The sequence below is a fragment of the Methylocystis sp. genome (assembly GCF_050246715.1).
Classification (GTDB): domain Bacteria; phylum Pseudomonadota; class Alphaproteobacteria; order Rhizobiales; family Beijerinckiaceae; genus Methylocystis.
This window is the reverse complement of record NZ_JBFWVN010000011.1, coordinates 31,392-55,977: the sequence shown is the minus strand read 5'-3', so window position 1 is coordinate 55,977 and position 24,586 is coordinate 31,392. Positions and strand designations below refer to the sequence as shown.

Below are 24,586 nucleotides of genomic sequence, written 5' to 3'. Positions count from 1 at the left end.
CGCAGCGCAGCAGCGCCCAGAATGTGGCTAACGCCGCCACCAGACATAGACGGCGACGCCGGCGATGAAGCCCGAATAGACAATCTTCCATGCCAGCCGGCGCGGCGCAGAAGCGCGGCGCAACGCAACGTCGCTGCGGCGAGCGATGTTTCGCTCGCCGACGGAAACAGGATTGAGCGCCGCGTGAGAGTAACGCATGAAATCGCTCCTCAGCCGAAAGTGAACCGGTCGTTTGAGGCAAGGCTAAGGCGCGAAGGATTTACAAATTGCTTCGATTTCTCTCGGCTTGGGATATCTCTGTGCTGCGCTGCAAGCGATGATGATAAAAGCCGGCGGCAAGAGTCGGCGGAGGATGGCATGAGCCGCGATAGCATGGGACGCGATAAAACCTCGGATTGGCGGTTCGATCTTGAAGGCGCGGCGCCGCCTGTCGCAACGCAGCGCGACACGCGCCGAATCTTCCATGGCCGCGCGCTCGATGATCCTTACGACTGGCTGGCTGCAAAAAACTGGCGCGAGGTGCTGCGCGATCCCGACTCGCTTCCGATAGAAATCGCCAAGCTGATCAAGGCGGAAAACGCTTACTGCGAACGCCTGATGGCGCCGCTTAAAAGTTTGCGGAAGACTCTCGTCGCCGAAATGCGCGGGCGCATCAAGGAAGACGACAGCGACGCGCCAGAGCCTGACGGGCCTTTCGCCTATTACGAGCGTTTCCACTTGGGCGCCGAACATCCGCGCTACTGCCGAACGCCGCGCGACGGGGGAACGGAAACCGTCCTCCTCGACGGCGACGCGCTCGCCAAAGGCCACGACTTTTTCGAAATCGGCGACGCGACGCATGCGCCCGATCATGCGCAACTCGCCTGGAGCGTCGATGACACGGGCTCCGAACTCTACGAGATACGCACGCGGGCGCTGAGCGACGGTCTCGACCGCGCCGACGTGGTGGGCGACAGCGACGGCTCAATCGTCTGGCGCGCCGATTCGAAAGCCTATTACTATGTGCTCATCGACGAGAACCATCGCACCTCGCAGATTTTTCGGCACGACGTCGGAACCGATCCCGCCAATGACGCGCTGATCATCGAGGAAACGGACAGCGCCTGGTTCGTCGGCCTGCACGAAAGCCGTTGCAGGCGTTTCGCCATCGTGTCGATCCATGGGCACGACGCGACGGAATGCTGGCTTATCGACCTACGCGAGAACAATCCGACGCCGCGCATCGTTGCGCCGCGCGAACCGCGCCTGCGCTACGACGTCGAACCGCACGGCGACCTTATCTACATTCGCGACAACGCCGACGGCGCCGATGATTTCCGCATTTCCGTCGCGCCGCTTGCGGAACCCGGCCGAGAGAACTGGAAGGACGTGGTTTGCCATCGCGACGGCGTGATGATCGACGGCTTCACCGTTTATGCGAATCATCTCGTCTGGCTGCTTCGCGAGAACTCGCTGCCGAAGCTCGTCATCCGCGCGCTCTCGACCGGCGAGGAACATGCGATCCAATTCGAAGAGGAGGCCTACGCGCTGTCGATCGATCCGGGGCTCGAATTCGATACTGACACTTTGCGCTTCGTCTATTCGTCGATGACGACGCCCGACGAGACCTACGACTACGACATGACGACGCGCACGCGCATCCTGCGCAAGCGCCAGGACATTCCTTCAGGCCACGACCCGAAGCGATATGTGACGAAGCGGATTTTCGCGACGGCGCGCGACGGCGAGAGCGTGCCGATCACCCTCCTGCATCGCGCCGACTTCTCGCCCGGCGGAAAAGGCGCGCCGCTGCTGCTCTACGGCTATGGCGCCTATGGCTATGCGCTCTCGGCGAGCTTCAGCGAAGACATCCTGTCGCTCGTCGATCGCGGCTTCGTCTATGCCCGCGCCCATATTCGCGGCGGAACTGACAAGGGCTGGCGCTGGTATGAGAACGGCAAGCTCGAGAACAAGCAAAACAGCTTCTTAGACTTTATCGATTGCGCGCGAAGCCTCATCTCGGCCGGCTACACGCATGAGGGCGCCATTGTCGCCCAGGGCGGGTCGGCCGGCGGGCTGCTGATGGGCGCCGTCGCCAATGCGGCGCCGGAACTCTTCGCGGGCGTCGTCGCCAGCGTGCCTTTCGTCGATGCGCTGAACACGATGCTGCGCGACGATCTCCCGCTGACGCCGCCAGAATGGCTGGAATGGGGAAACCCGATCGCGAGCGTCGAGGCCTATGAACGCATCGCCTCCTATTCGCCTTACGACAATGTGCGCGCGCAACATTATCCGCCGATTCTCGCCATCGCCGGCGTGACCGACCCTCGCGTCACCTATTGGGAGCCGCTCAAATGGGTTGCGAAACTGCGGGCGACGATGAGCGGCGGCGGACCTGTGCTGCTCTTCACCCACATGGGCGCCGGTCACGCCGGCGCCTCTGGCCGTTTCGAGGCGCTGGAAGACGCCGCGCTCGAATACGCCTTCGCGCTCGCCTGCGTCGCGCCCCTCCTCAAAAACTCGGATGATTCGCCGCCAAAATGCTGAGGCTCTCACGCCGTCTCCGCATTTATCGGAATTCGCCGGCGCGGACCAAGCCTGTCGCGCCGGCGAGATGCTTCATTTCCCAAACGAGAAATGCAGCGCAAGAACTTATTTGGTGGGATGCACCCACTCGGAATCGGGCGGGATTGCGGGCTTGCTTTCAGCGGCGGGCGCTGGGTTCGGTTGAGCAGGCGCGCCTGGCGCAGCCGTCTGACCGGGCGCCGCGCCCGGCGCAGCAGCCGCTTCGCTCTGATCTTCAGCGCGAACTGGCGCGGCGAATATTGCGCCCACAGCGATTGCGGCCGTCAACAGCAGTACTTTCCTCATGTGGCGATTCCCCCTTTGGATGTTGGCCCGAGTCGCGGGGTTGCGCTCATTTTTGGCCGAGGCGGATTATAATCGTCGAACGACACGACTCAAGAAATAACGCCGGGTTCGAATCACTTCGACGCTTGCAGCGATCGGGTCTGTCCTGTAGCGCGCGCGTCGACTTTGATTTATTGAGCTTACGCTTATGCCGAAAGGTGGATAATGGCCGTCGACAGCAAACACGCCGAAACGATTGCGCTCCATGCCGGCTGGCGCGCGGATGCGACCAACGGCGCGGTCGCCGTCCCGATCTATCAGACGACCTCCTATCAGTTTCGCGACACCGAGCACGCCGCCAGTCTGTTCGCGCTCAAGGAGCTCGGGCACATCTATACGCGAATCGGCAATCCGACGACGGGCGTTTTGGAGGCGCGCTTAGCGGCGCTCGAAGGCGGCGTCGCGGCTCTGGCGCTTGCTTCGGGACAGGCGGCGTCGGCGCTGTCGCTGCAGAATCTCGCGCGCGTCGGCGACAATGTGGTTTCGTCGACCGATCTTTACGGCGGCACCTGGAATCTCTTCGCCAATACGCTGAAGGACCAGGGCCTCGAGGTGCGTTTCGTCGATCCGTCCGATCCCGAAAATTTCCGCCGCGCCACTGATGAGCGCACGCGCGCCTATTATGCGGAGACCTTGCCTAATCCCAAGCTCACTGTGTTTCCGATCGCCGAAGTCGCGGCGATCGGCCGCGAATTCGGCGTGCCGCTGATCATGGACAATACTGCGGCGCCGATTCTCTGCCGGCCGATCGATCATGGGGCGGCGATCGTGGTTTATTCGACGACGAAATATCTCGGCGGCCATGGCAATTCGATCGGCGGCGCGATCGTCGACGCCGGCAATTTCGATTGGGAGAAATTTGCGCAGCGCCAGCCGGCGCTCAATACGCCCGATCCGAGCTACCACGGCGCCGTCTGGGTCGAGGCGGTCAAGCCGATCGGGCCAGTCGCCTATATCATCAAGGCGCGCGCGACGCTGTTGCGCGATCTCGGCCCCGCGCCCTCGCCGTTCAACGCCTTTCTGACGCTGCAGGGCGTCGAGACGGTGACGCTGCGCATGGAGCGCCATGTGCAAAATGCGCAAAAGGTCGTCGACTTCCTGGTTAAGCGCAGCGAAGTGACGCGCGTCATTCATCCGTCGCAACAGACGGGCGAGACACGCCGACGCGCCGACGCTTATCTGAAGGGCGGCTATGGCGCGTTGCTCGGCTTCGAGTTGAAAGGCGGCCTCGACGCCGGCCGCCGCTTCATCGACGCGCTGGAAATGTTCTATCACGTCGCCAATATCGGCGACGCGCGCAGTCTCGCCATTCATCCCGCGACGACGACCCATTCGCAACTTGCCGAAGAGGCGCAGCTCGCGAGCGGCGTCACGCCCGGCTATGTGCGCCTTTCGGTTGGCCTCGAACATATCGACGACATCATCGCCGATCTCGAGAAGGGGCTGAAAGCTGCGGGCGGTTGATTAACGAAGTCAGCCCCTCGCGCTGAAGATATGTGCGCGTAAAACATTGGACATAAGCTTCTCCTGTAAAAATATTCGTGACGATATGCCGGGGAAAGGCCCGCGGATTAGTCGATCGGCCGGCCCTTCACGATCAGCGGATTGCCCGCGACGACGAGTGCAACTCTGCCCGCAATCCGCGACACCGCCTGATGCAATTCGCCTGCCGCATCACGAAACGAACGCGCCAGCGCATTGTCGGGCACTATCGACAACCCGACTTCCGACGAGACTGTGACGGTCGGCGCCGCGCGAGACGACAAGGCATGAACGAGCGCCGCGCGATCGGATGAAATATCAGCGCCGCTGAGCAGCCTGTTGCTCAGCCACAACGTAAGGCAGTCGATAAGCAGCGGGCGATCGGCCGGCGCATCGGCGATTGCTTCGACGAGCGCCTGCGCCGCTTCAATCGTGCGCCAGTTCTCGCCGCGCCTTAAACGATGCGCGTCGACGCGCGCGCGCATCTCATCGTCGAGCATTTCGGCCGTTGCAACATAAGTCCAAGGACCGGGATGCGCGACGATAGTGCTCTCCGCATAAGCGCTTTTGCCAGAACGCGCGCCGCCGAGAACAAGCGTAAGGTGCGGATTTTCGTTCATGCCATACAAATTCCAGTGGATGCGTTCGCCGGGCCTGTCATTCCCGGCAGGCCAAAGGCCTGACCGGGAATCCAGAGCCGATCCAGGAGCGCTGGTTTTGCTCTGGATTCCCGATCGCGCTTCGCGCGTCGGGAATGACAGGCGAGCGATTTGGACAGAAATAGCATTAATCGTCCGTCCGTCATTGCGAGAAGCGCCAGCGACGAAGCAATCTAGATATCGTCCCGGCGCTCTGGATTGCTTCGCTTCGCTCGCAATGACGCGCGCGAATTTTCAATTGTGGCCACCAATTGCCTTTTTAGACGGCGCGCGGGCGAGCGGAACGCCCTCGCGATCGAAGATGATAATTTCCAATTCGCTCTCCGCCGTATCGAGCGCCCGCGCCGCGGTTCGCCAGGCGGCGTGCGCGATCGGCGCCGCGAGATCGATTCCTGCGCCTTGCGCGATCTGCAAGGCTTCGAGCGCGCTATTGGCGTTGGCGATGAGCGCCGCGATCTCCTGACCGGCGCCGACCTCTCTCGCGGTTTGCGCCAAATGCGCAAGATCGACGCTCGAACGTCCCGAGTGAAGATCAAGCCGCCCCTGCGCGAGCTTCGTCAATTTGGCGAAGCCGCCGCCGATCGTCACGCGCGCGATCGGATGCTTATGAAGATATTTCAAAAGTCCGCCGACGAAATCGCCCATTTCGATGAGCGCCGTCTCAGGCAGATCGTAAAGCTGCTTCACCGCGGCTTCGGAGGTCGAGCCCGTCGTCCCGGCGATATGGGTCAGGCCGCTGGCGCGGGCCACGTCGACGCCGCGATGAATGCTGTCGATCCAGGCGGCGCAGGAAAAGGGCGTGACGATTCCGGTGGTGCCTAGAATCGAAAGACCGCCGACAATTCCGAGTCGCCCGTTCAGCGTATGCTTCGCCAGCTCCTCGCCGCCCGGAATCGAGATTTCGATATCCGCGTCGCCGGGAACGCCGAGCTTCGCGCTCGCCTCAATGATCGTCTCGGTCATCGTCCTGCGCGGCACCGGGTTGATCGCCGGCTCTCCCACCGGCAGCGGCAGGCCGGGTCGCGTCACCGCGCCGACGCCCGCGCCCGCGAAGAAACGCACGCCGGCGCCTGGCGCGCCGCGCGCTACCCGCGCGCAGATCAGCGCGCCATGCGTCACGTCGGGATCATCGCCGGCGTCCTTGACCACGCCGGCGCGGGCAAAATCCTCGCCGCGTTCAAAGGTCGCCAGCGCAAAGGCGACCCGCCTTCCCGACGGCAGCGCGATCTCGACCGGGTCGGGCGGCGGCGCGCCAGTCGTCAACGCCTCAAAGGCGGCGCGGGCCGCCGCGGTGGCGCAGGCGCCCGTCGTCCAGCCGCGGCGCAAAGGACGCCCGCTTCCCGCATCGCTCATGCGCCCTCTTTACCGCGAAGCGCGGACGCGCGACACCGACGCGCCGATCCGATACAAGATGCGGCGAATTCCAGATTTGAGGAGCACGCTTCCATGTTTCGCAGCGTTTCATCCTTCCTCGGCCTTATCGCGCTGGCCGCCGCCGATTCGAGCGGCGCCCAGGCGTTTGAACTCACCAGCCCCGACATCGCCGAAGGCAAGACCATCGACATGAAACATGTCTATGATTCCTTCGGCTGCACCGGCGAGAATATCTCGCCCGAGCTGAGCTGGAGCGACCCGCCGCCCGGCGCCAAAAGCTTCGCCGTCGCCGTGCATGATCCCGACGCGCCGACCGGCGGCGCCGGCTTCTGGCACTGGCTTGTCGTCGATATTCCCGCCGACGTGCGCGGCCTGAAGCGGGGCGCCGGCGACGCCTCCGGCAAGAATCTGCCGCCCGGCGCGCATCAGCTCGAGACGGACTTCGGCGACAAGGCCTATGGCGGCCCCTGCCCGCCGCCGGGCAAGCCGCACCGCTATGTTTTCACGGTTTACGCGCTCAAAACCGACAAGCTCGGCGACGCCGCCCATGGCCGCACCGCCATCGCCGGCTTCACCATCAATCAGAACGCGCTCGCCAAGGCGTCAATCACCGCGCTCTTTGGACGGTGAACTGCGAGCTTGCGCTGCTGGCGCTCGCCATTGAGGCGGGCCTCGGCTATCCGGACGCGCTCTTTCGTAAAATCGGCCATCCGGCGACCTGGCTCGGCGCACTGATCGCGACGCTGGACCGGGCGCTGAATCGCCAAGACGACTCCTTCGCGCTTCGGCGTTCGAAAGGCGTCGCCGCGCTGGCCATGATTCTCGTCATGGCGGTCGGAGTCGGCGCCTTGATCGAACGCGCGGCGCTTGCGCTCCCCTTCGGATGGCTCGCGTTGGCGGCGCTCTCGTCCACGCTCCTAGCGCAGCGCAGCCTCCACGCCCATGTCGCCGCGGTCGCCGAGGGGCTGACGACGTCTCTCGAAGATGGACGGGCGGCGGTGGCGAAAATCGTCGGCCGCGACGTGTCGGCGCTCGACGAGGCCGGGATCGCCCGCGCGGCGATCGAGAGCCTCGCCGAGAATTTTAGCGACGGCGTCGTCGCGCCGGCGCTGTGGCTGGCGGTCTTTGGCCTGCCGGGCGCGCTGGCCTACAAGGCCGTCAACACCGCCGACAGCATGATCGGCCATAGGTCGGACCGCTATCTCGCCTTTGGCTGGGCCGCGGCGCGCTCCGACGATCTGATGAATTACCTCCCCGCCCGAGCAGCCGCGGGCCTGCTGGCGGCCGGGGCGGTCATGCTGTCAGGCGCCCTTCCGGCGCAGACGCTGGCGGCCGCCCGGCGGGACGCGCCAGGGCATGTCTCGCCCAATGCCGGCTGGCCTGAAGCCGCGGCGGCTGGGGCGCTCGGCCTTGAACTTGGCGGTCCGCGCGCGTATGGCGACTCTCGGGTGATTCAGGGCGCGATTCTCGGCCAGGGACGCCGTGAGGCGACCGCGGCCGATATCCGCCGCGCGCTCGCGCTCTATCGACGATCCGCCACGTTGTTCTGGATTGCGCTTGCAATCGGGGCCTTGACCGCGTGAATATCACAGAATTACGAAATTTTCGGCGATTGGCGCATAGGCTCCACTCGCCAGATTTCTAATTTCCCCCATTTTGAATTTGTTATAGGTTCATTTGTGCAGTGCAACATAAAACCTGCGGCGCGGCGGCTGCAAGGGAGGTGGCGGGAGAAGCGTGACGATGGATCGAATGTCCTACCAGCTGTACGAAATGATGCACTTGGCGTTTGCGCCCGCGCGGGCGGCGACTGACGCCATGTTGCATGCGATAAAGAACCCGCTCAATCCGATGCATCATACGTCGCTTGGCCGCAGCATCGCCGCGTCCGCGGAGCTCTTCGAGCGGATGACGCGCCGCTACGGCAAGCCGCTGTTCGGCTTAGATACGACCATTGTCGACGGAACCGAGGTCGAGATCGTCGAGGAAATTGTCTGGAGCCGGCCGTTTTGCGGCCTGCTGCATTTCGATCGGCAGTTTCCGGGTCCCGCGCCCAGGCAGTCGAAACTGCTGATCATCGCGCCGATGTCGGGTCATTACGCCACGCTGTTGCGCGGCACGGTCGAAGCCTTCCTGCCCACCCATGACGTCTACATCACCGACTGGAGCGACGCGCGCCAGGTGGCGCTCGCCGACGGCGCTTTCGATCTCGACGATTACATCGACTGCCTTTGCGACATCATGCGCTTCCTCGCGCCGGGCGCGACGGGCACGCCTCTGCATACGCTCGGAGTCTGTCAGGCTTCGGTGCCGCTGATCTGCGCCGTCGCCGCGATGGAGGCTGAAGACGATCCCGACGTTCCGGAATCGATGGTGCTGATCGGCGGCCCAATCGACACGCGCGTCAATCCGACCGCCGTCAACAAGCTCGCGCAACAGCGCGGCATCGACTGGTTCCGCGCCCATTGCATTCATACCGTGCCTTTCCCTCACGCCGGCATGGGACGCCACGTCTATCCAGGCTTCCTGCAACTTTCCGGCTTCATGTCGATGAATTTCGAACGACACATCTCGGCCCATCTCGAAATGTTCAATCATCTCGTCGAAGGCGACGGCGACTCCGCCGAAAAGCACCGGGATTTTTATGACGAATATCTCGCCGTGATGGATTTGACCGCGGAATTCTATCTCCAGACCGTCGATCGCATCTTCGTCCGCCATCAAGTGCCGCTCGGCCTTTTCCGCCACCGCGGCAATCTAATCGATCTCACGGCGATCAGGCGCACGGCGCTACTGGCCGTCGAAGGCGAAAAGGACGACATTTCGGGCGTCGGCCAGACCGAAGCCGCGCTCGAGCTGTGCGCCAACATCCCTGCGGCGCGCAAAAGCCATCATTTGCAGAAGGGCGTGGGCCATTACGGCGTCTTCAACGGCTCGCGATTCCGCGCCGAAGTCGCGCCGCGCATTTGCGCATTCGCATCGGAGATGGAGCGTCTCGACGGCGCGGCTTTGCAGCCTCGCCTTGCGTGGAGCGCGGAATAAAGGCAAACTCCGCGCCATCGCCGCGATAGAGAGCGGGCGCTTTCGCGCGCCTGTCGCATCAATCATCCAGGGAACATTCGATGGACGTGCAGGACGCAGCTTCGCTTGAGGCGCTGCAAAAGGAAATTGACGCCATTCATTGGTATCATGAATTCGATTTCGGCGTCGGGTTGCGCGCCGTCAGCGTCTCGCAGGCCGAAGATCACCGCCGCATCTGGCGCTTCATCGAGAGCGAACTCGACAAGATCGATTTTGCCGGAAAAACCGTGCTCGAAGTCGGCTGCTGGGACGGTTACTGGAGCTTTTACGCCGAGCGGCGCGGCGCCAAACGCGTGCTCGCCACCGACGACGTGAGCCAGAACTGGGCGAGCGGCGCCGGGCTGCGCCTCGCCAAGAAGCTGCTCAAGTCCGACGTCGAGATCAATCAGAGCGTCTCGATATACGAGGCTTCGAAGCTCAACCAGACCTTCGACATCATTCTGTGTCTCGGCGTCTATTATCATCTCGTCGACCCCTTCGCCGGCTTCGCCGAGGTACGCCATCTCATGCACCAAGGCTCGATCGCCGTCTTCGAAGGCGACGCCACCCTCGAATTGCGGCCGGACACTTATTATTGGGACATGTCGGATTCCTCGAAGTCCTGTTTCGTGCCGACGCAATGGGGCCTCAACCACATGCTGAAGACGGCCTATTTGGATGTCGTCGCGCAGAGCTGGATGCGGCCGCCGCCTTCATTCAAGGTCAATGTCGATCCGGCGCATCTTATCGGCTTCACCGGCGCGCTTGAGCCCTCCGGCTTCGCGCCCTTGAAACATCGCGAGCGCATTCTCACTGTGGTGAAGCCCTTCAGCGGCGAAAATCCGCTGCATCCCTACAAGCCGCCGTTCAACCTCGCGACATTCGATACGCGCTGGAAGTAAGGCGCTTACAGCGTGGGCGTCAGACCGGCGGCGAAATTTTCGCGCGCCAGCCTCATCAGCAATCCGCTCGTCGCCTCGTCGGCGAGCCAAGCGTCGACGCGAGGGTTGCTGAGCTTCGCCGGATCATATTTGCCGTAAATTTTGTAGCAGGAAGCGATGTATTGCGGCAGCGTCAAAAAGTCGCCCACTGTTATCGCAAGATGGTGGTTCTGCAGCTTGAACATATAGCCGCCCTGGCCGCCGTAGCGCTTGGCGATCGGCGGGTAGATCGGGAATATCTCGCTGCGCGCCAGATCGTGAATGTCATAGTGATTGAAATTCACCGTCCTCGGCTTGAGCTCGATCTTCTCGAAAAGCTTCTTGGAGAGATCGAACAGCACGAAGCTCATCGGATGCACCGTGCTGTACATGAACACGCCGCGCCGCGACCAGTTCATCAGTTCGTTCGAAAGATCGATGTCGAATCGATCGCGCGTCGTGTCGAGCAGTTCCCGCGACGCGTCGTTCCACATGTCGAGATAGCCAAGCGCGTCGTACACATTTTCATTGAATAGCGCATTCGCCATCTCGACCGACAGGCCCTTGCGATAGGCGAAAAGGCAGATCGCCGAATGATAGGGACCGATCGGCCCGCAGACGAACCCGTGCGTGCGTGACAGATCATGAATATAGACGAGATCGGGATGAAAGGCGGCGAAGGTGACCGCCGGAAAGATCATCGTCTTCGGCAGACGCTTGCACAATTCCTCCGACCCGCCGCCGCGCACATGTCCGTCAAGGAAATCGTGCGAGAAGACATAATCATAGGTCTCGAGCGTCTTGACGAAGAGCCCGATCGACGAGCGTGCGCGGGCGATCATCGAAAAATGATCGACCGTAGCGCTTGGATCGAGCACTTTCATCGCATAGGCGACGCCAAAGCTCTGGCAGTTGCCGACGACGGCGATCCGCGGCCCGGTGTTGCGCATGACGCGGCCGGTGAACTTCGCGATCCGCGGCTCGATGGCGTATTGCCGCCAGGATTTCAAAATCTGTTTGTCAACCTGGGTTAACATGCGGTCTTTCACGGGATAGGCGGCGGCGCGGGCGTCGTCGGCGGCGCCGCCGGGTGACAAGCGGGCGGGCGCCGTCTATGTTGCGACGCCAGAAGGCGGCTCGCGAACGACGCGGGAAAAGGCGCGATCCGCGGCCAAATCAGGCCGGATCGGAAAGGAGTGCGACCATGGCGGAAAACCCCTATAGCTCCCTACCCGACCATCGCTTTTGGCGCAAGGCGGTGACCTCTCTGCCGCCTTTCGCGCTCGATCCGATCATCCGCACGCCTTTCAAGATTTCGCCGCAGGACAAGGTCGCGACCGGCGGCAGCTGCTTCGCCCAGGAGATCGCGATGCGCCTGCAGGCGAGCGGGTTTCATTATTACCTCGCCGAGCAGCCGCCGAGCGGCATGTCGGCGAAGGAGGCGCTCGACCGCAATTACTCGATGTATTCCTGCCGTTACGGCAATCTCTACACCACCGCTCAGCTGCTGCAGCTGATCGAGCGCGCCTATGGACGATTCACGCCGCAGCTCGATTACTGGAACCGTCCCGAGGACGGCCGCTTCGTTGATCCCTTCCGGCCGCGCATCGAACCGGACGGATTCGCCACGCTCGACGATATGCGCGCCGATCGCGAGCGGCATCTCGCCGCAGTCCGCCACATGCTCGAGACGATGGACGTCTTCGTTTTCACCTTCGGCCATACCGAAACGTGGCGCCACAAGCCGGATGGCGCGATCCTGCAGCTTGCGCCGGGCGTCGCCGGCGGCGAATGGGATCCGAACGTCTATGAATTCTACAATATGACCGTCAGCGAGGTCGTGCGCGACTTCCTTGCGGCGGCCGACCGCATGCGCGAGGTCAATCCCAAGGTTCGCATGGTGCTGAGCGTTTCGCCGGTCGGCATTATCGCGACCTATGAAGACCGGCATGTGATCGAATCGAACAGCGCGGTGAAGGCGATCCTGCGCGCCGCCGCCGACGAGGTGGTCCGCGCGCGGCCGAACATCGCCTATTTCCCGTCCTACGATCTCGCCACCGTTTCGCCGAATGTGTCGATGTTCTATCGAGAGGACACGCGCCGCATCAATCCTTACGGCGTCGATCGCGCGATGCAAGTGTTCTTCGACCACTTCACCGATCGTCGCCAGGAAAGGGAAGCGGCCAAGGCGGTGAAGATCGACATCGCCGCGGAGGCCGAGGAGAACGCCCGCGTCGTCTGCGACGAGGAAGCGATCGAGTCAGCATAAAAGAAATATGGCGGATCGGCGGTCGGCGGTCGATTCGCCAGCAACGCCGAAACATTCGTCGGCCGTCAGAGGATTCTATAGATGATCATTGGTTCGCTCGCGCTCGTGGCGGCTGGCGCTTTCGCCGGCGCGTCGCTTTATGTCAATTACGTCGAGCAGCCGGCGCGGCTGGCGCTGAGCGACGATGCGCTTATCAAGGAATGGGAGCCCTCCGACCACCGCGGCTTCATCGTGCTCGCGAGTCTTGCGTTCCTTGCCGCGCTTTTCGGCTTCATCGCCTTTCGCGAGTTCGACGACATGAGATGGCTGTTGGGCGCGTTCATCGCCATCGCCAGCTGGCCCTATACCTATCTGGCCATCGTGCCGCTCAACAATCGCATCCTCGCGCTCATCAACGCCGACGCGGCGCATGAGGCGCGCAAGGTCATCGATCTTTGGGGTCGGCTCGAACTCGGTCAGACCGCGCTCGGCATTGTTGCGACGCTGATCTACGTCTGGGCCGCGGGCTGACGTTCCGAAGCGTTTATCCAAAGTTCATCTCAGATGCGTTCATCTGGGAAACCAGTCTCGCCAACGGCGCCAATCTTGAATTGCGGATGACATGACTTACGATCTCATCGTGATCGGTACCGGTCCGGGAGGCTATGTTTGCGCGATTCGCGCGGCCCAGCTCGGATTGAAGACGGCCGTCGTCGAGAAGGACAAGACGTTCGGCGGCACATGCCTCAATGTCGGCTGCATTCCCTCGAAGGCGCTGCTTCACGCTTCGCACATGTTCGACGAAGCCGGACATGGATTGGCGCCGCTCGGCGTCATCGTCGATCCGCCGCGACTCGACCTTGCGGCGATGATGAAGCACAAGGACGACACCGTCGGCGCGAACGTCAATGGCGTCGCCTTCCTGTTCAGGAAGCACAAGATCGAATCGTTCCGCGGCGTCGGAAAACTGAAAGGCGCCGGACGAGTCGAGGTCGTCGACGCCGACGGCGCCGTCCAAACCCTTGAATCGAAAAACATCGTCCTCGCCACCGGCTCGGTGGTCGCGCCGTTGCGCGACGCCTCCGGGGCGGAAATCGCGATCGACGAGAAGCTGATCCTGTCGTCCACCGGCGCCCTGTCCCTCGACAAGCCGCCGAAACGGCTGGTCGTCGTCGGCGCCGGCGTCATCGGACTCGAACTCGGTTCGGTCTGGCGGCGGCTCGGCGCGCAAGTGACGGCGATCGAATATCTCGACCGCATTCTGCCCGGCTTCGATCTCGAAATCGCCAGCCGTTTCCAAAAGCTGCTCGAAAAGCAGGGCTTCGCCTTTCGTCTTTCCTCCAAAGTGACTGGCGTCGCGCGCCAGGGAAGCGGCGCAGCGGAAAGCGCCGTCGTCTCCTATTTGTCGGTCGACGGCGCGAGTTCGGACAAGATTGAGGCCGATGCGGTGCTGATCGCCACCGGCCGCATCCCGTTCACGCAAGGTCTGGGACTGGAAGAGGCCGGCGTCGCCGTTGAGCGCGGGCGTATCGTCATCGACGATCATTTCGCGACCAGCATCCCCGGCGTTTACGCCATCGGCGATGTCGTGCGCGGGCCGACGCTGGCGCACAAGGCGGAAGATGAAGGCATCGCGGTGGCCGAGATCCTTGCCGGACAGGCCGGTCACGTTAACTACGGCGTCATTCCGAGCGTCGTCTATACGATGCCGGAAGTCGCGTCGGTCGGCATGACCGAGGAAGACGCCAAATCGAAAGGGATCGCCGTCGCGATCGGCAGATTTCCGTTCACCGCCAATGGCCGCGCACGGGCAATGCGCGCGACCGAGGGTTTCGTAAAGATCATCGCCGACGCAGCGACCGACCGGGTGCTTGGCGTGCATATCCTTGGCGCCGTCGCCAGCGAGTTGATCGCCGAAGCAGCCGTGCTGATGGAATTTTCCGGTTCGGCCGAAGATCTTGCGCGCACCTGCCATGCCCATCCGACTCTCTCCGAGGCGGTTCGCGAGGCGGCTCTTGCCGTCGCCAAACGGGCCATTCACATTTGAGCCGACCGGCGACGCGGCAAGCTTTTCGCCGCGCGCTTTCGTGATCCATGCAATTCGCGCTGGGACTGGCGGTGCGGCTGACAAAATGCGTCAACCGGATTGCGCAAACATCATGCGCGCGAGGGCAGGCCTCTTCGGGCGCGAGACGCGGCGCAGGAACCCGCTCGGCATTTAAGCGGGATCGCTCAAAAACCGACAAAATCGATCTCAAAGCTTCGCGCGCGCTCTTTGCAAAAGTCCGGGCTCTATTTTTCATCGCGCTCAGTTGCGCAACGCCCGGCTGCTAAGCCTCCCGCGTCAACAGCATTCAACGTGATGAGTGGCCGGGCTCAATTACTCGCAGATTGCATATCCGAAGCAAAAGTCATCGCCGCTTGCCGACGGACGCGAGAGTATGGTCGTCGCGCTTGCAACGCTTGCGGCGAACATAAATAGCATCAGCACATACAAAACCAACTTGCGCATGACGGGCCCCACTTCCGCCTATCGCTGAAAACTTGAAAGGCGCGGGGCTCCTTCTCTCCGCTCTTTCGAGCTTCGATAGCGGATGCGCCGGCCTTTCGAAAAAATAAACGCAAATGTGGGCGTGCGCGTTCCACGGAACTTGCGCGAAGCATGAAAATTTATTGGCAAATCGCATAACCATAGCAAGCATCAGAAGGATTAGCTTTCGCTGACGACGCGAGATAGGCGCCGGCGCCGGCGAATTCCAGCAAGAGAACGCAAACCACCACGGCCAACCAGCCCATGCTTGTCGTCGAACGCATCATGACTTCCCCCTCTTCCCGCACCCTGCGAGCATGGCGACTTTAGGCGCGGCGTCGCCGCGGCGCAGTGCGACGGCGCACATGATCGCGAGCAGGGGAGTTTTACAGATCGCGCTTAAGCGGCCGAACTCTGCTGCGGCCTTGCGGCAAAGAGCGCGGCCGTGAAAGACATCGGGTCATAAAAATGGATGACGCCCTCTCGCGATGCGCGGAGGGCGTCGACCGAAGTCTTTAATTAGGTAAAGGATTTAGAGCACGGTGACTTTCGTGCCGACCTTTACGCGGCGGTAAAGATCGATGGCGTCGATGTCGCGCATACGGATGCAGCCGGAGGAAACGGCCTGTCCGATTTTGTCCGGCTCGTTGGTGCCGTGAATGCGATACAGCGTGTCTCTGCCGTTCTGATAGAGGTAGAGCGCGCGGGATCCGAGCGGATTGTCGGGACCGCCCGGCAGGCCGCCGGCGTCCGCCGTCGGCTGAAGATGCGGCCAGCGCTCGAGCATGTCCTTTGGCGGAATCCACCGCGGCCATTCCTGCATCGCGCCGACATAAGCGCGTCCGGTGAAGGCCATGGCGTCCTGGCCGGTGGCGACGCCGTAGCGCACCGCCTTGCCGCCCGGCATGACATAGTAAAGGAATTTCGAGCGATTATCGACGATGATCGAGCCAACCGGCTCGTTCGTCTTATAATCGACGAGGTAGCGCTCGTATTGCGAACTTACCGCCGCCTTCGGGGCGAGCGCCATGAATTCGGCGTCGCGACCGCTCAGCCTCGGATCTGGAAGAACGGTCCCTGCGTTGCAACCGGCGAGCAAGACGGCGACAAGGGCAGACGCCGTCACATATTTGAAATTCATTTGGGGCACTCCTTTCCGCCGCAAAACTGTCGTTACCATTTTCTTATCATGAACTTTGGCGCTGGGATCAAGTCTTCGGAATTATTCCCCCAGTGTTGCGCCGGCGCCACGCGAACCCGCGCGAGACTCCGCTTGAGCTTTACCATTTCTTTTTCGTGGACAGAAAGCCGCGGAAGGCGGAAAAGTAATGTTTCGATAAGCATAGCGTCGCCCGCGCGGAGTGCGTCGCAGCGTTGAAAACCCTTTTCGTCACCCATGAGAGCGGTCTCCATCATGAGATGGGACCCGGCCACCCCGAGCGGCCAGAACGGCTGCGCGCGATCGAGCGGGGCCTGGAGGAGGCGCGATTCGCTCTCCTGGCGCGGGTTAGCGCGCCCAGGGCCGAATCAGTGGCGCTGCAGCGCGTTCACCCGCAATCCTATCTCGAGGCCCTCGAACAGGCGGCGCCGAGGGAAGGCTATGCGGCCCTCGACAGCGATACGCTGATGTGTCCGGATACGATCGAGGCGGTCTGGCGCGCCGCCGGCGGCGCAGTCGCGGCGGTGGATGAGGTGATGTCGGGACGCGCCGATAACGCCTTTGTCGCCGCCCGGCCTCCCGGCCACCATGCCGGGGCGCGCAATCCGATGGGCTTTTGCTTCGTCAACAATGTCGCGGTGGCGGCGCGCCATGCCCAGGCGGCGCATGGGGCGGAACGTGTCGCGATCGTCGATTTCGACGTGCATCACGGCAATGGAACGCAAGAGATTTTCTGGTCCGACGAGACGGCGCTGTTCTGCTCCACCCATCAGGCGCCCTTTTACCCCGGCACCGGCGGACGCAATGAGACCGGCGCCCATGACAATATTGTCAACGCGCCGCTATTCGCCGGTTCAACCGGCGACGTCTTTCGTGAAGCCCTCGACGATCGGATATTGCCGCGGCTGCGGGCGTTTGCGCCCGATCTGATCCTGGTCTCAGCGGGCTTTGACGCCCATGAGCGGGACCCGCTCGGCGGCCTGCGGCTGCGCGAAGTTGACTTCGGCGACGCGACCAAGCGGTTGATGGAGATCGCCGACAAGCGCTGCGGCGGCCGGATCGTCTCGATGCTGGAAGGGGGCTATGACGTCGACGCCCTCAGCCGCTGCGTCAGCGCCCATGTGCTGGCGCTGATGGGCGGTTGACGCGACGCGCGCAGAAAACTCAGCCCTGGCGGGCCTTGTAGCGCCGCTGCACCTTATTGATCACATAGACGCGGCCCTTGCGGCGCACGATCTGATTGGCGCGATGGCGCGAGCGCAGCGATTTCAATGAGTTACGTATTTTCATCGGTCTAACCCCGGCAATGCAGAACTGGCCGGGATACGCCCAGCGCTTCGTTGGCCCCGCCTATGCCCTATTTCGCCTCCGCGATCAAGCGGACAGCCCGTTGCGCGGTCAAAAGCGCGCATTCACGAAGAACCGCAGATTGGCTCCCGGCAGCAGCACCTCGTCCTTCCTGAAGGAAACGCTGTTGCGAATGTCCTGATTGAGCAGATTGTCGCCGACGAGTCCCAGCGTCAGTTCGCGCCCACGCGGGTCGCCCGGTTCGAACAGCATACGGTAGCTGATATTGGCCCTCAGCAGATTATAGCCCTTGGTCGGCGTCTCATTGGTCGGGTCGATATTGCGCTGCGCGAAAGCGTGCAGAAAGTTGATCCGCAGCAACCAGTTCGAGTCGCGCCAGAACGCGCCGCCGCCGAGCCTGACCGGCGGGATGCGTGGGACATTGCCGCCGCCGACAAATGTCGCGCGCACCACGTCAAACTGATGCTCGACGCCAAATACGCCGCCCGCCAGCGGCGCGACGTCGAGCTGGCTTTGAAACTCGCCGCCACGAAACAGCGCATTGCGCTGCGCATAGAAGGCCTGGCGCAGATCGCCCGCGCCGTCGAAGGCGCAACTCGCGAAATCGGATTCGCAGAGGGCGCCGGTGAGATTGCGAAAGATGAATCCGTCAAAGCGCGTGACATAGGCCGTCGCTTCGAAACGGAAGGGACCGGCGGGACGCCGCAGACCGAATTCGATCGTTTTCGCCCCTTCGATTCCGAGATTGGGATTGCCGATATCGAAAGTCGCCGTCGCATCATGGACGCCGCGCGAAAAAAGCTCGGGCGCGCGCGGCGCCCGTTCGACATATTGGGCGGTCAGGCTGGCGACGACGCCTTGCGGCAAATCCTGCAGAAAGCCGAAGGCGGCGCTTTTTGGCGTGAAATTGCGCACGCGGGCGATCTGCGGCGACGGATCAACCAGGAGTTCGGGAAACGCCCCCGAGACGGTGGCATGTTCGATCCGCCCGGCGAGCTGCATTTTCGATGTGTCGGTCAGTCTGAATTCATTGAACCAGTAGCCGGCGACGCTTCGCGTCCGATTGGGGTCGAAGAGCCCGCCCTCGCGTCCAGGCGCGGTCAGGATCTGATGCATGCCCTGAACGCCGAAGGCGCTGGTCAGAGTCGCAAATGAGAGGTCGAGGGGACGAAGCTGCGCTTCGACCCGCGCCTCGAGATCCTTATTTGTGAAAGTCTGCTGCACGCCATCAAAGCCGCCCTCATTGGCGAGTTCGTGGTGCTTGTAGTCGGTCAGCCCTGCCCAGAACCGGACCGCTTCGATGTAGGCCGACGCCGGTCGGAACTCGCCCTTGGTCGTGACGCGGGTCTGGCGAAGCTCGATGTGCGAACCGGCTTCCGAGGGCTCGATTCCCGGCAGGTGATAGCGCGCGTTGAATTGCGTCACCGCGAAGCCGACAAAGCCGCCGTCGAAGAAATAGGAGGCGCCGGCCGAGCCGCCGGCCGAGCGCATCGACGAATTGGGCTGGCGTCCGAAAACCGGCGGCGGCGGATCCGGCGGGTAAAGATAAGGATAGCCGGGGATGAGATAGTCGCTGCCGCGCCTGCCATGCACATCGACATGGATGGCGATATTGCCGCGGCCGGCGTCGAGCAGGGTCGCATTCTCCAACCCGTTGTCGACGGTCGCCACCGCCGCGCGCGAGTCGACGATGGAGCAACCCTCCGTCTCGGACACGGGCGCCAGCGCCAGACGACAGGGCAAGGCCGTGGGGATGCGGTTATTTTCGACATTGACGACGCCGCCGATCGCCTGCGACCCCCAGCGCAGCGTGGCGGGGCCGCGCACCACCTCGACCTGGCTCGCGGCGACGGGATCGACCGGAACCGCGTGGTCCTCGCCAAGCTCCGAGACCCCGCTATTGCTGATGCCGTTTTCCTGGATGCGCACCCGGTAATTGTCGAGGCCGCGCACCACCGGCCGGCTCGCCGCGCCCGGCGCGAAGGACGATCCGGTGATGCCGGGCTTGGCGAAGAGCACGTCGCCGAGCGTCGTCCCCGGCGAACGCCGCAGCTCGCCGCTGGTGACGACCGTCACCGTCGCGAATTGGTCGGCGACGATCGGGAGGACGCCCATCGGCGGCGCCGCTGTTTCGCGCGGCTCGGGGCCGTTCGGGCTCTGGGAGCTGCGGCTGCGCCCGCCGGGCGCCTGGGGCGGCTGCGGCGGGGCGACAGGCTTGCTGCGTTTGATCGGACTGACGGTGCCGACTTCGATCGGCGGCAACGCCTGCTGGGCGACCGCGCTCGCGACGCCCGCCACATAGGCCGCCGCCGAGCCGCAGACCGCCGCGCCGGCAACAACGCTTTTCCTCATCGACGCCCGCTCTCTGTGATCGGATGTTATAACATAACATATCCAGGGCCGACTGAAGCTTGTCAATGCGCCTTCGTTCAGCGTGACGATGTCGACGTCGTCTGTGGCGCTCGCGCCACAGCTGAGCGGTCAAAGGGGAATCAGGCGATCGCGCGCGTCTGTCCGGCGCGATATTTCTCCCAGCCGGCCGCGCGCAGCTTGCAGGCCGGGCATTCGCCGCAGCCATAGCCCCAGTCGAAGCGCCGGCCCCGCTCGCCGAGGTAGCAGGTGTGGGTTTCCTCGACGATCAGCCGCACCAGCGCCGCGCCGCCGAGCGATTCCGCCAGCCGCCAGGTCTCCGCCTTGTCGATCCACATCAGCGGCGTATGGACGGTAAAGCCGCGGTCCATGCCGAGGCTGAGCGCCTGCGCCATGGCGCGGATCGTCTGATCGCGGCAGTCGGGATAGCCGGAATAGTCGGTCTCGCACATGCCGCCGACGAGATCGGCGATCCCGCGCCGATAGGCGAGCGCCGCGGCGAAGGTCAGAAACAGCAAATTGCGCCCGGGAACGAAAGTGTTGGGAAGGCCGTCGGCGGCGAAGGCGATTTCGGCGTCGCGGGTCAGCGCCGTCTCGGAAATGGCCCCGATCGCCTCGATCGAAATGGTGCGATCTTCGCCAAGCCTCTCCGCCCACGACGGCGAGAGCCGCGCGAGCCCGGCGCGCAACCCCGCCCGTCGCGTTAGCTCGACGCGATGGCGCTGGCCATAATCGAATCCGACCGTCTCGACGCGCTCGTAGCGCGACAGCGCCCAGGCGAGACAGGTCGTAGAATCCTGCCCGCCGGAAAAGAGCACGAGGGCCGCAGCAGGCGATTGGGGGGCAAGTTCATCATTCATCGCGCTTAACTTAAATCATCGCTGCAAAACTGCGAGCCATCTCCGTCAGGCGCATATTTTGAAAAGGTCGGACAGCGCCCCCACATTAGCGCGGCGAATTTCCCCATATTCGAGCCCGGAACGAGACCGACATGCTGCTCTATAATACGCCGCTCGCGCCCAATCCCAGACGCGTCCGCATTTTTCTGGCTGAGAAAAACGTCACGATTCCTTCTCGCGACATCGATCTCCTGGCGCATGAACACAAGAACGAAGCCTATTCGGCCGTCAACGCGCTCGAGGAAGTCCCGGCGCTCGTTCTTGACGACGGCGCCGTGCTCACCGAATCGGTCGCCATCTGCCGCTACATTGAATCGCTTTATCCAGAGCCATCGCTCTTCGGGCGTGACGCGCGCGAACGGGCCTTCGTCGAGATGTGGCAACGGCGCGTCGAATTCCGTCTGTTCGTGCCGGTCACGCTCGCCTTTCGCCACAGCCACCCGGCGCTGGCGCGGCTTGAATCGCCGCAGAGGCCGGAATTCGCGGAGTTTCAGCGGCCACGCGCGCAGAAGATGATGCGTTTTCTGGACCAGGAACTCGCCGCGCGGCGCTTCATCGCCTCCGACGAGTTCACCATCGCCGACATCACCGCCATCGTCGCGATGGATCTGACAAAGCTCGGGCGGGTCGAAATTCCTCAAGACTTACCGCATCTTTCGCGCTGGCGCGCGGAAGTCTCGGCGCGTCCGAGCGTCGTGCCTTAAATGAGCCGGCGCCAATCCCGCCGAAAACTTGATGAGATTACTGCGCAAATTCGCGCCTGCCGCCACTGCGCTGAAACGCCAGATGGCGCGAAGCTGCCGCATGAGCCGAGGCCGGTGTTTCGGGTCTCGACGACCGCGCGGCTGCTGCTCGCGAGCCAGGCGCCCGGCAATCTCGTCAATCAGACCGGTATTCCCTTCAACGATCCTTCCGGCAATCGGCTGCGCGACTGGATGGGCGTCGACCGCGACACGTTCTATGACGTCTCGCGCATCGCCATCGCCCCGATGGGCTTCTGCTTTCCCGGAAACGACGCGGCGGGCGGCGACCTGCCGCCGCGTCCCGAGTGCCGCGCCCGCTGGCACGATTCTTTGTTCGCAGCGCTGCCCCAGATCGAGACGGTCATCGCGATCGGCCGCTATGCGCTGGACTATCATTTTGCGCGCCTTGGCCACGCTTTGCCGAAAGGTGCAGGCGTGTCCGAAATCGTCGCGCGCTGGCGCGAGTTTCAGGATGCGCGGCCGCTGATCTTTCCCCTCCCCCATCCCTCCTGGCGCAATACGGGCTGGCTGAAGCGCAATTCCTGGTTTGAAGCCGAAGTCCTGCCGGCGCTGCGCGCCGAAGTCGCGCGGCTCGTCAAAACGTGAGACAAGGCGCGGGTGACAAGCGTACTCATCGGAGACGGGCGACGCCGGGTCGAGATCGCCAACGAATTGCCCCTGACCTTGATCGCCGGCCCTTGCGCGCTCGAAAGCGCCGATGTGGCGCTGGAGATTGCCAACGAGCTGGCCCGGCTTGGCGAACGGCTGAACATCGGAATCGTCTTCAAGGCGTCGTTCGACAAGGCGAACCGCACCAGCGGCCACGCGCCGCGCGGCGTCGGCCTTGAGGCCGCATTGCCGATCTTCGCCAAGGTCAAGGACAGGACTGGCCTGCCGGTAATGACCGACGTGCATGAGACGTGGCAATGCGCGCCCGTCGCCGAAATTGTCGACCTTTTGCAGATACCCGCCTTCCTCTGCCGCCAGACCGATCTCATCGTCGCCGCGGCGAAAACCGGGCGTCCCGTCAACATCAAGAAGGGGCAGTTTCTCGCGCCCTGGGACATGGTCCATGCCGTCGAGAAGGCGCGCGCCACCGGCGATGGCGGCGTCCTCGTCACCGAACGCGGAACGAGCTTCGGCTATAACGCGCTTGTCGCCGACATGCGCGCGCTGCCGATTTTAAGAGAGACCGGCGCGCCAGTGATTTTCGACGCGACCCACGCCGTGCAGCAGCCGGGCGGGCATGGCGCGGAATCTTCCGGCGAGCGGCACTTCGTCGCGACGCTCGCCCGCGCGGCGGTCGCCGTCGGCGTCGCCGGGATGTTCATCGAGACCCATCCCGATCCAGGCGCCGCCGTCTCCGACCGCGCCACGCAGGTTCCGCTCGGCGCACTCGGCGCGCTTTTGGAGAAACTCCTCGAATTCGATAGGTTGGCGAAGGGGCTGCGTCCCTAAAAACTTGGCCGATCAATTCGGAGTTCATTATGGATTCTTCGGCAAGTTCCGAAGCAGAAAATCTTCCGGCAAGGGCGCATCGAAATCCTCGGCAATAAGTGTGACGATGGATTTGAGGCCGTGGCGCTCCTTGAATTCCTCCACCGCTTCGAGCCGCAGTCCCGTCTTGCGTCGATGCGGCACAAGACCGAAGACCGGCTTCCCATAGCGCGTCACGACGATCGTTTCGCCTTGCTCGACTCGGCGGGCGAGTTCGGCGAAGCGATTTTTCGCGTCCTTGATCGAAACCGTTGTCATGGCGGATATCAAGCCGCATCTACCCGCCGCGTCAACGCCCCGCGCCTCCGCGGCATGAGGGACGAGAGTCGGCCTATCCCGCCTCCGCGTAATCCGTCAGCCAGCCGACGGCGATAATGACGAGCCCCATGCCGGCGAAAAAGACGAAGGCGGTTCTTTCAGCGGAAATCGCGGGAAGAAAGGCGATGGCGATCAGCGTCGGGCCGACGATCCGTTCTACCCAGCCGTGAAGAGAAAACGCCAATCGCTGAAAGACGCCGAGCGGAAATCGCGTGATGAGCGTCATGGCGAGATGCACGCCCGCGAGCAGCCAGGAGAGTTGCGCCGCGATTCCCCCGAAACCAAGGACGCTCGGCGCAATGAGGAAGATCAGAACTGTAAGATAGTCGAGATAGCCGTGCAGGCGGGCCGCGATAAATCTCATCTTCGCTCCTCCCAGCGGCCCCGATCAGCCGCCGCGCCTTTGTGAGGCGCGGCCCGGCGACGGTCTGTCACCCATGTTACAAATCTGCGGATTTTTCTTTGGCGAGCGCTTGCAGCGCGAAGTGATTGACGCAGATGAGGTCGCGCCGATAGTCGAGGGCGCCCCCGCGCCGCAAATCATTCATGATCCGCGTCACCACCGGGCGGCTCGCATGGACGAGATCGGCGATATCCTGCTGCGTCAGCCTGATCTCGAGCGAATAGCCATGCGGGCAAGGCGCGCCAAAGGCGAGCGCGAGTTCAGCGAGCGTCTCGATCAGCCGCGCGGCGACCGTCTTGGTCTGGCGGTCAATGAGCCGATGCTCGGCGCGTTCCCGCGACGCCTCCAGGCCAGAGCTGAGGAAGCTTGAAAACGACGGGCACGTCGCGACGAGGCGCTCGACGTCCGACGGCGCGAACATCAGAACGCGCGCGTCGCCGATGGCGCTCGCGGCATGCGCCGACGCTCTTCCCGGCGAAGCGCTGCCGAAGAGATCGCCGGTTTTCACAATGGCCAGCGTAATCTGCGCCCCGCTTTCGGCGACATGCGAAAGCCTGATGACGCCCCGCGTCAGGCAATAGAGAAAATCCGGCGCTTCGCCCTGCAAATAGAGGGTCTCGCCGTCGGAATATTCAGCTTCCCGCAGCGAAGGCGCGCACAAACGCCACTCGGCGATATTCTCTTTCGATGGCATGTCGTCGCCCGGCGTTTCCCCTGACCGCGCATA

General features: G+C 63.1%; 24 protein-coding genes. 13 read left to right on the top strand and 11 right to left on the bottom strand.

Annotated elements, in window-relative coordinates; translation table 11 throughout:
• Positions 1-27 precede the first annotated feature (27 nt).
• Positions 28-198: a hypothetical protein gene (locus AB7I51_RS06240; RefSeq protein WP_428403413.1), complete on the bottom strand. Its 171-nt coding sequence runs from the start codon at positions 196-198 to the stop codon at positions 28-30.
• Positions 199-357: 159 nt separating this feature from the next.
• On the opposite strand from AB7I51_RS06240, the gene AB7I51_RS06235 reads away from it, so the two are divergent.
• Together AB7I51_RS06235 and AB7I51_RS06230 are read left to right on the top strand one after the other, a co-directional pair.
• Positions 358-2,526 (top strand): S9 family peptidase, encoded by a 2,169-nt coding sequence (locus AB7I51_RS06235; RefSeq protein ID WP_428403412.1) that lies wholly within the window; start codon positions 358-360, stop codon positions 2,524-2,526.
• A 528-nt stretch (positions 2,527-3,054) separates the two neighbouring features.
• Positions 3,055-4,353: an O-acetylhomoserine aminocarboxypropyltransferase/cysteine synthase family protein gene (locus AB7I51_RS06230; RefSeq protein ID WP_428403411.1), complete on the top strand. Its 1,299-nt coding sequence runs from the start codon at positions 3,055-3,057 to the stop codon at positions 4,351-4,353.
• A gap of 107 nt (positions 4,354-4,460) precedes the next feature.
• On the opposite strand, the gene cobU is transcribed toward AB7I51_RS06230, so the two are convergent.
• Both cobU and AB7I51_RS06220 read right to left on the bottom strand, forming a co-directional pair.
• Positions 4,461-4,991, bottom strand: coding sequence for a bifunctional adenosylcobinamide kinase/adenosylcobinamide-phosphate guanylyltransferase (cobU, locus tag AB7I51_RS06225; protein ID WP_428403410.1), 531 nt, complete (start codon positions 4,989-4,991; stop codon positions 4,461-4,463).
• Between the two features lie 273 nt (positions 4,992-5,264).
• Complete coding sequence (locus tag AB7I51_RS06220) at positions 5,265-6,383, bottom strand: cobalt-precorrin-5B (C(1))-methyltransferase (protein ID WP_428403409.1); 1,119 nt, start codon at positions 6,381-6,383, stop codon at positions 5,265-5,267.
• A gap of 93 nt (positions 6,384-6,476) precedes the next feature.
• Here AB7I51_RS06220 and AB7I51_RS06215 point away from each other — a divergent pair, with 93 nt between their 5' ends.
• The 4 genes from AB7I51_RS06215 (at position 6,477) to AB7I51_RS06200 (ending at position 10,366) form a co-directional block, all read left to right on the top strand.
• The gene (locus tag AB7I51_RS06215; protein WP_428403408.1) at positions 6,477-7,034 is read left to right on the top strand and encodes a YbhB/YbcL family Raf kinase inhibitor-like protein; all 558 of its coding nucleotides are present in this window, start codon (positions 6,477-6,479) and stop codon (positions 7,032-7,034) included.
• Positions 7,031-7,987, top strand: a complete 957-nt coding sequence (gene cbiB / locus AB7I51_RS06210) for an adenosylcobinamide-phosphate synthase CbiB (protein ID WP_428403407.1) — start codon at positions 7,031-7,033, stop codon at positions 7,985-7,987. The genes AB7I51_RS06215 and cbiB overlap by 4 nt, the downstream gene beginning before the upstream one ends.
• 160 nt (positions 7,988-8,147) lie before the next feature.
• Positions 8,148-9,446: a polyhydroxyalkanoate depolymerase gene (locus AB7I51_RS06205; protein WP_428403406.1), complete on the top strand. Its 1,299-nt coding sequence runs from the start codon at positions 8,148-8,150 to the stop codon at positions 9,444-9,446.
• Positions 9,447-9,526: 80 nt separating this feature from the next.
• Complete coding sequence (locus tag AB7I51_RS06200) at positions 9,527-10,366, top strand: class I SAM-dependent methyltransferase (protein WP_428403405.1); 840 nt, start codon at positions 9,527-9,529, stop codon at positions 10,364-10,366.
• Between the two features lie 5 nt (positions 10,367-10,371).
• Here AB7I51_RS06200 and AB7I51_RS06195 read toward each other — a convergent pair whose 3' ends face one another.
• On the bottom strand, positions 10,372-11,481 hold the full coding sequence (locus AB7I51_RS06195; RefSeq protein WP_428403404.1) for a WcbI family polysaccharide biosynthesis putative acetyltransferase: 1,110 nt from the start codon (positions 11,479-11,481) through the stop codon (positions 10,372-10,374).
• Positions 11,482-11,588: 107 nt separating this feature from the next.
• On the opposite strand from AB7I51_RS06195, the gene AB7I51_RS06190 reads away from it, so the two are divergent.
• The 3 genes from AB7I51_RS06190 (at position 11,589) to lpdA (ending at position 14,679) form a co-directional block, all read left to right on the top strand.
• Positions 11,589-12,653 (top strand): GSCFA domain-containing protein, encoded by a 1,065-nt coding sequence (locus AB7I51_RS06190; protein ID WP_428403403.1) that lies wholly within the window; start codon positions 11,589-11,591, stop codon positions 12,651-12,653.
• A gap of 81 nt (positions 12,654-12,734) precedes the next feature.
• Positions 12,735-13,163: a DUF1772 domain-containing protein gene (locus tag AB7I51_RS06185; RefSeq protein ID WP_428403402.1), complete on the top strand. Its 429-nt coding sequence runs from the start codon at positions 12,735-12,737 to the stop codon at positions 13,161-13,163.
• Between the two features lie 91 nt (positions 13,164-13,254).
• A complete protein-coding gene (lpdA, locus tag AB7I51_RS06180; protein ID WP_428403401.1) occupies positions 13,255-14,679 on the top strand; it encodes a dihydrolipoyl dehydrogenase in 1,425 nt (474 codons plus the stop codon).
• 1,015 nt (positions 14,680-15,694) lie between these two features.
• On the opposite strand, the gene AB7I51_RS06175 is transcribed toward lpdA, so the two are convergent.
• Positions 15,695-16,303, bottom strand: a complete 609-nt coding sequence (locus AB7I51_RS06175; RefSeq protein ID WP_428403400.1) for a L,D-transpeptidase — start codon at positions 16,301-16,303, stop codon at positions 15,695-15,697.
• A 233-nt stretch (positions 16,304-16,536) separates the two neighbouring features.
• Between AB7I51_RS06175 and AB7I51_RS06170 the strand changes: the two genes are divergently transcribed.
• Positions 16,537-17,466: a histone deacetylase family protein gene (locus AB7I51_RS06170; protein ID WP_428403399.1), complete on the top strand. Its 930-nt coding sequence runs from the start codon at positions 16,537-16,539 to the stop codon at positions 17,464-17,466.
• Positions 17,467-17,485: 19 nt separating this feature from the next.
• Here the strand turns inward: AB7I51_RS06170 and ykgO are convergent, their stop codons facing one another.
• The 3 genes from ykgO to queC form a co-directional block, all read right to left on the bottom strand.
• On the bottom strand, positions 17,486-17,611 hold the full coding sequence (gene ykgO, locus AB7I51_RS06165) for a type B 50S ribosomal protein L36 (protein ID WP_409978717.1): 126 nt from the start codon (positions 17,609-17,611) through the stop codon (positions 17,486-17,488).
• Between the two features lie 108 nt (positions 17,612-17,719).
• The gene (locus AB7I51_RS06160; protein WP_428403398.1) at positions 17,720-19,981 is read right to left on the bottom strand and encodes a TonB-dependent receptor; all 2,262 of its coding nucleotides are present in this window, start codon (positions 19,979-19,981) and stop codon (positions 17,720-17,722) included.
• Positions 19,982-20,121: 140 nt separating this feature from the next.
• Entirely contained in the window at positions 20,122-20,859 is a 738-nt protein-coding gene (gene queC / locus AB7I51_RS06155) for a 7-cyano-7-deazaguanine synthase QueC (protein ID WP_428403397.1), read from the bottom strand.
• A 131-nt stretch (positions 20,860-20,990) separates the two neighbouring features.
• Here queC and AB7I51_RS06150 point away from each other — a divergent pair, with 131 nt between their 5' ends.
• Genes AB7I51_RS06150 through kdsA form a run of 3 tightly spaced genes read left to right on the top strand, consistent with a single transcriptional unit; the run spans position 20,991 to position 23,099 of the window.
• Entirely contained in the window at positions 20,991-21,602 is a 612-nt protein-coding gene (locus AB7I51_RS06150; protein WP_428403396.1) for a glutathione S-transferase family protein, read from the top strand.
• Entirely contained in the window at positions 21,603-22,247 is a 645-nt protein-coding gene (locus tag AB7I51_RS06145; RefSeq protein ID WP_428403395.1) for a uracil-DNA glycosylase family protein, read from the top strand. It abuts the gene before it with no gap.
• Between the two features lie 12 nt (positions 22,248-22,259).
• Positions 22,260-23,099, top strand: a complete 840-nt coding sequence (kdsA, locus tag AB7I51_RS06140; protein ID WP_428403394.1) for a 3-deoxy-8-phosphooctulonate synthase — start codon at positions 22,260-22,262, stop codon at positions 23,097-23,099.
• A 27-nt stretch (positions 23,100-23,126) separates the two neighbouring features.
• Here kdsA and AB7I51_RS06135 read toward each other — a convergent pair whose 3' ends face one another.
• The 3 genes from AB7I51_RS06135 to AB7I51_RS06125 all read right to left on the bottom strand — a co-directional run bounded on the left by AB7I51_RS06135 (position 23,127) and on the right by AB7I51_RS06125 (position 24,553).
• Positions 23,127-23,396 carry a type II toxin-antitoxin system Phd/YefM family antitoxin gene (locus tag AB7I51_RS06135; protein WP_428403393.1) on the bottom strand — a complete coding sequence of 90 codons (270 nt, stop codon included), beginning with the start codon at positions 23,394-23,396 and terminating at the stop codon, positions 23,127-23,129.
• Between the two features lie 73 nt (positions 23,397-23,469).
• Entirely contained in the window at positions 23,470-23,820 is a 351-nt protein-coding gene (locus AB7I51_RS06130; RefSeq protein ID WP_428403392.1) for a hypothetical protein, read from the bottom strand.
• 76 nt (positions 23,821-23,896) lie between these two features.
• Complete coding sequence (locus tag AB7I51_RS06125) at positions 23,897-24,553, bottom strand: Crp/Fnr family transcriptional regulator (protein WP_428403391.1); 657 nt, start codon at positions 24,551-24,553, stop codon at positions 23,897-23,899.
• Positions 24,554-24,586: the final 33 nt, after the last annotated feature.

Bases quoted from the DNA above. Each gene is read 5' to 3' on its own strand.
- AB7I51_RS06190 (WP_428403403.1), top strand. From the start codon at position 11,589: ATGGCGGAAAACCCCTATAGCTCCCTACCCGACCATCGCTTTTGGCGC.
- ykgO (WP_409978717.1), bottom strand. From the start codon at position 17,611: ATGAAAATACGTAACTCATTGAAATCGCTGCGCTCGCGCCATCGCGCC.
- AB7I51_RS06130 (WP_428403392.1), bottom strand. From the start codon at position 23,820: ATGAGATTTATCGCGGCCCGCCTGCACGGCTATCTCGACTATCTTACA.
- AB7I51_RS06150 (WP_428403396.1), top strand. From the start codon at position 20,991: ATGCTGCTCTATAATACGCCGCTCGCGCCCAATCCCAGACGCGTCCGC.
- AB7I51_RS06235 (WP_428403412.1), top strand. From the start codon at position 358: ATGAGCCGCGATAGCATGGGACGCGATAAAACCTCGGATTGGCGGTTC.
- AB7I51_RS06230 (WP_428403411.1), top strand. From the start codon at position 3,055: ATGGCCGTCGACAGCAAACACGCCGAAACGATTGCGCTCCATGCCGGC.
- cobU (WP_428403410.1), bottom strand. From the start codon at position 4,991: ATGAACGAAAATCCGCACCTTACGCTTGTTCTCGGCGGCGCGCGTTCT.
- lpdA (WP_428403401.1), top strand. From the start codon at position 13,255: ATGACTTACGATCTCATCGTGATCGGTACCGGTCCGGGAGGCTATGTT.
- AB7I51_RS06240 (WP_428403413.1), bottom strand. From the start codon at position 198: ATGCGTTACTCTCACGCGGCGCTCAATCCTGTTTCCGTCGGCGAGCGA.
- AB7I51_RS06220 (WP_428403409.1), bottom strand. From the start codon at position 6,383: ATGAGCGATGCGGGAAGCGGGCGTCCTTTGCGCCGCGGCTGGACGACG.
- AB7I51_RS06205 (WP_428403406.1), top strand. From the start codon at position 8,148: ATGGATCGAATGTCCTACCAGCTGTACGAAATGATGCACTTGGCGTTT.
- AB7I51_RS06135 (WP_428403393.1), bottom strand. From the start codon at position 23,396: ATGACAACGGTTTCGATCAAGGACGCGAAAAATCGCTTCGCCGAACTC.
- AB7I51_RS06125 (WP_428403391.1), bottom strand. From the start codon at position 24,553: ATGCCATCGAAAGAGAATATCGCCGAGTGGCGTTTGTGCGCGCCTTCG.
- queC (WP_428403397.1), bottom strand. From the start codon at position 20,859: ATGAATGATGAACTTGCCCCCCAATCGCCTGCTGCGGCCCTCGTGCTC.
- AB7I51_RS06215 (WP_428403408.1), top strand. From the start codon at position 6,477: ATGTTTCGCAGCGTTTCATCCTTCCTCGGCCTTATCGCGCTGGCCGCC.
- AB7I51_RS06200 (WP_428403405.1), top strand. From the start codon at position 9,527: ATGGACGTGCAGGACGCAGCTTCGCTTGAGGCGCTGCAAAAGGAAATT.
- AB7I51_RS06160 (WP_428403398.1), bottom strand. From the start codon at position 19,981: ATGAGGAAAAGCGTTGTTGCCGGCGCGGCGGTCTGCGGCTCGGCGGCG.
- AB7I51_RS06185 (WP_428403402.1), top strand. From the start codon at position 12,735: ATGATCATTGGTTCGCTCGCGCTCGTGGCGGCTGGCGCTTTCGCCGGC.
- AB7I51_RS06175 (WP_428403400.1), bottom strand. From the start codon at position 16,303: ATGAATTTCAAATATGTGACGGCGTCTGCCCTTGTCGCCGTCTTGCTC.
- AB7I51_RS06145 (WP_428403395.1), top strand. From the start codon at position 21,603: ATGAGCCGGCGCCAATCCCGCCGAAAACTTGATGAGATTACTGCGCAA.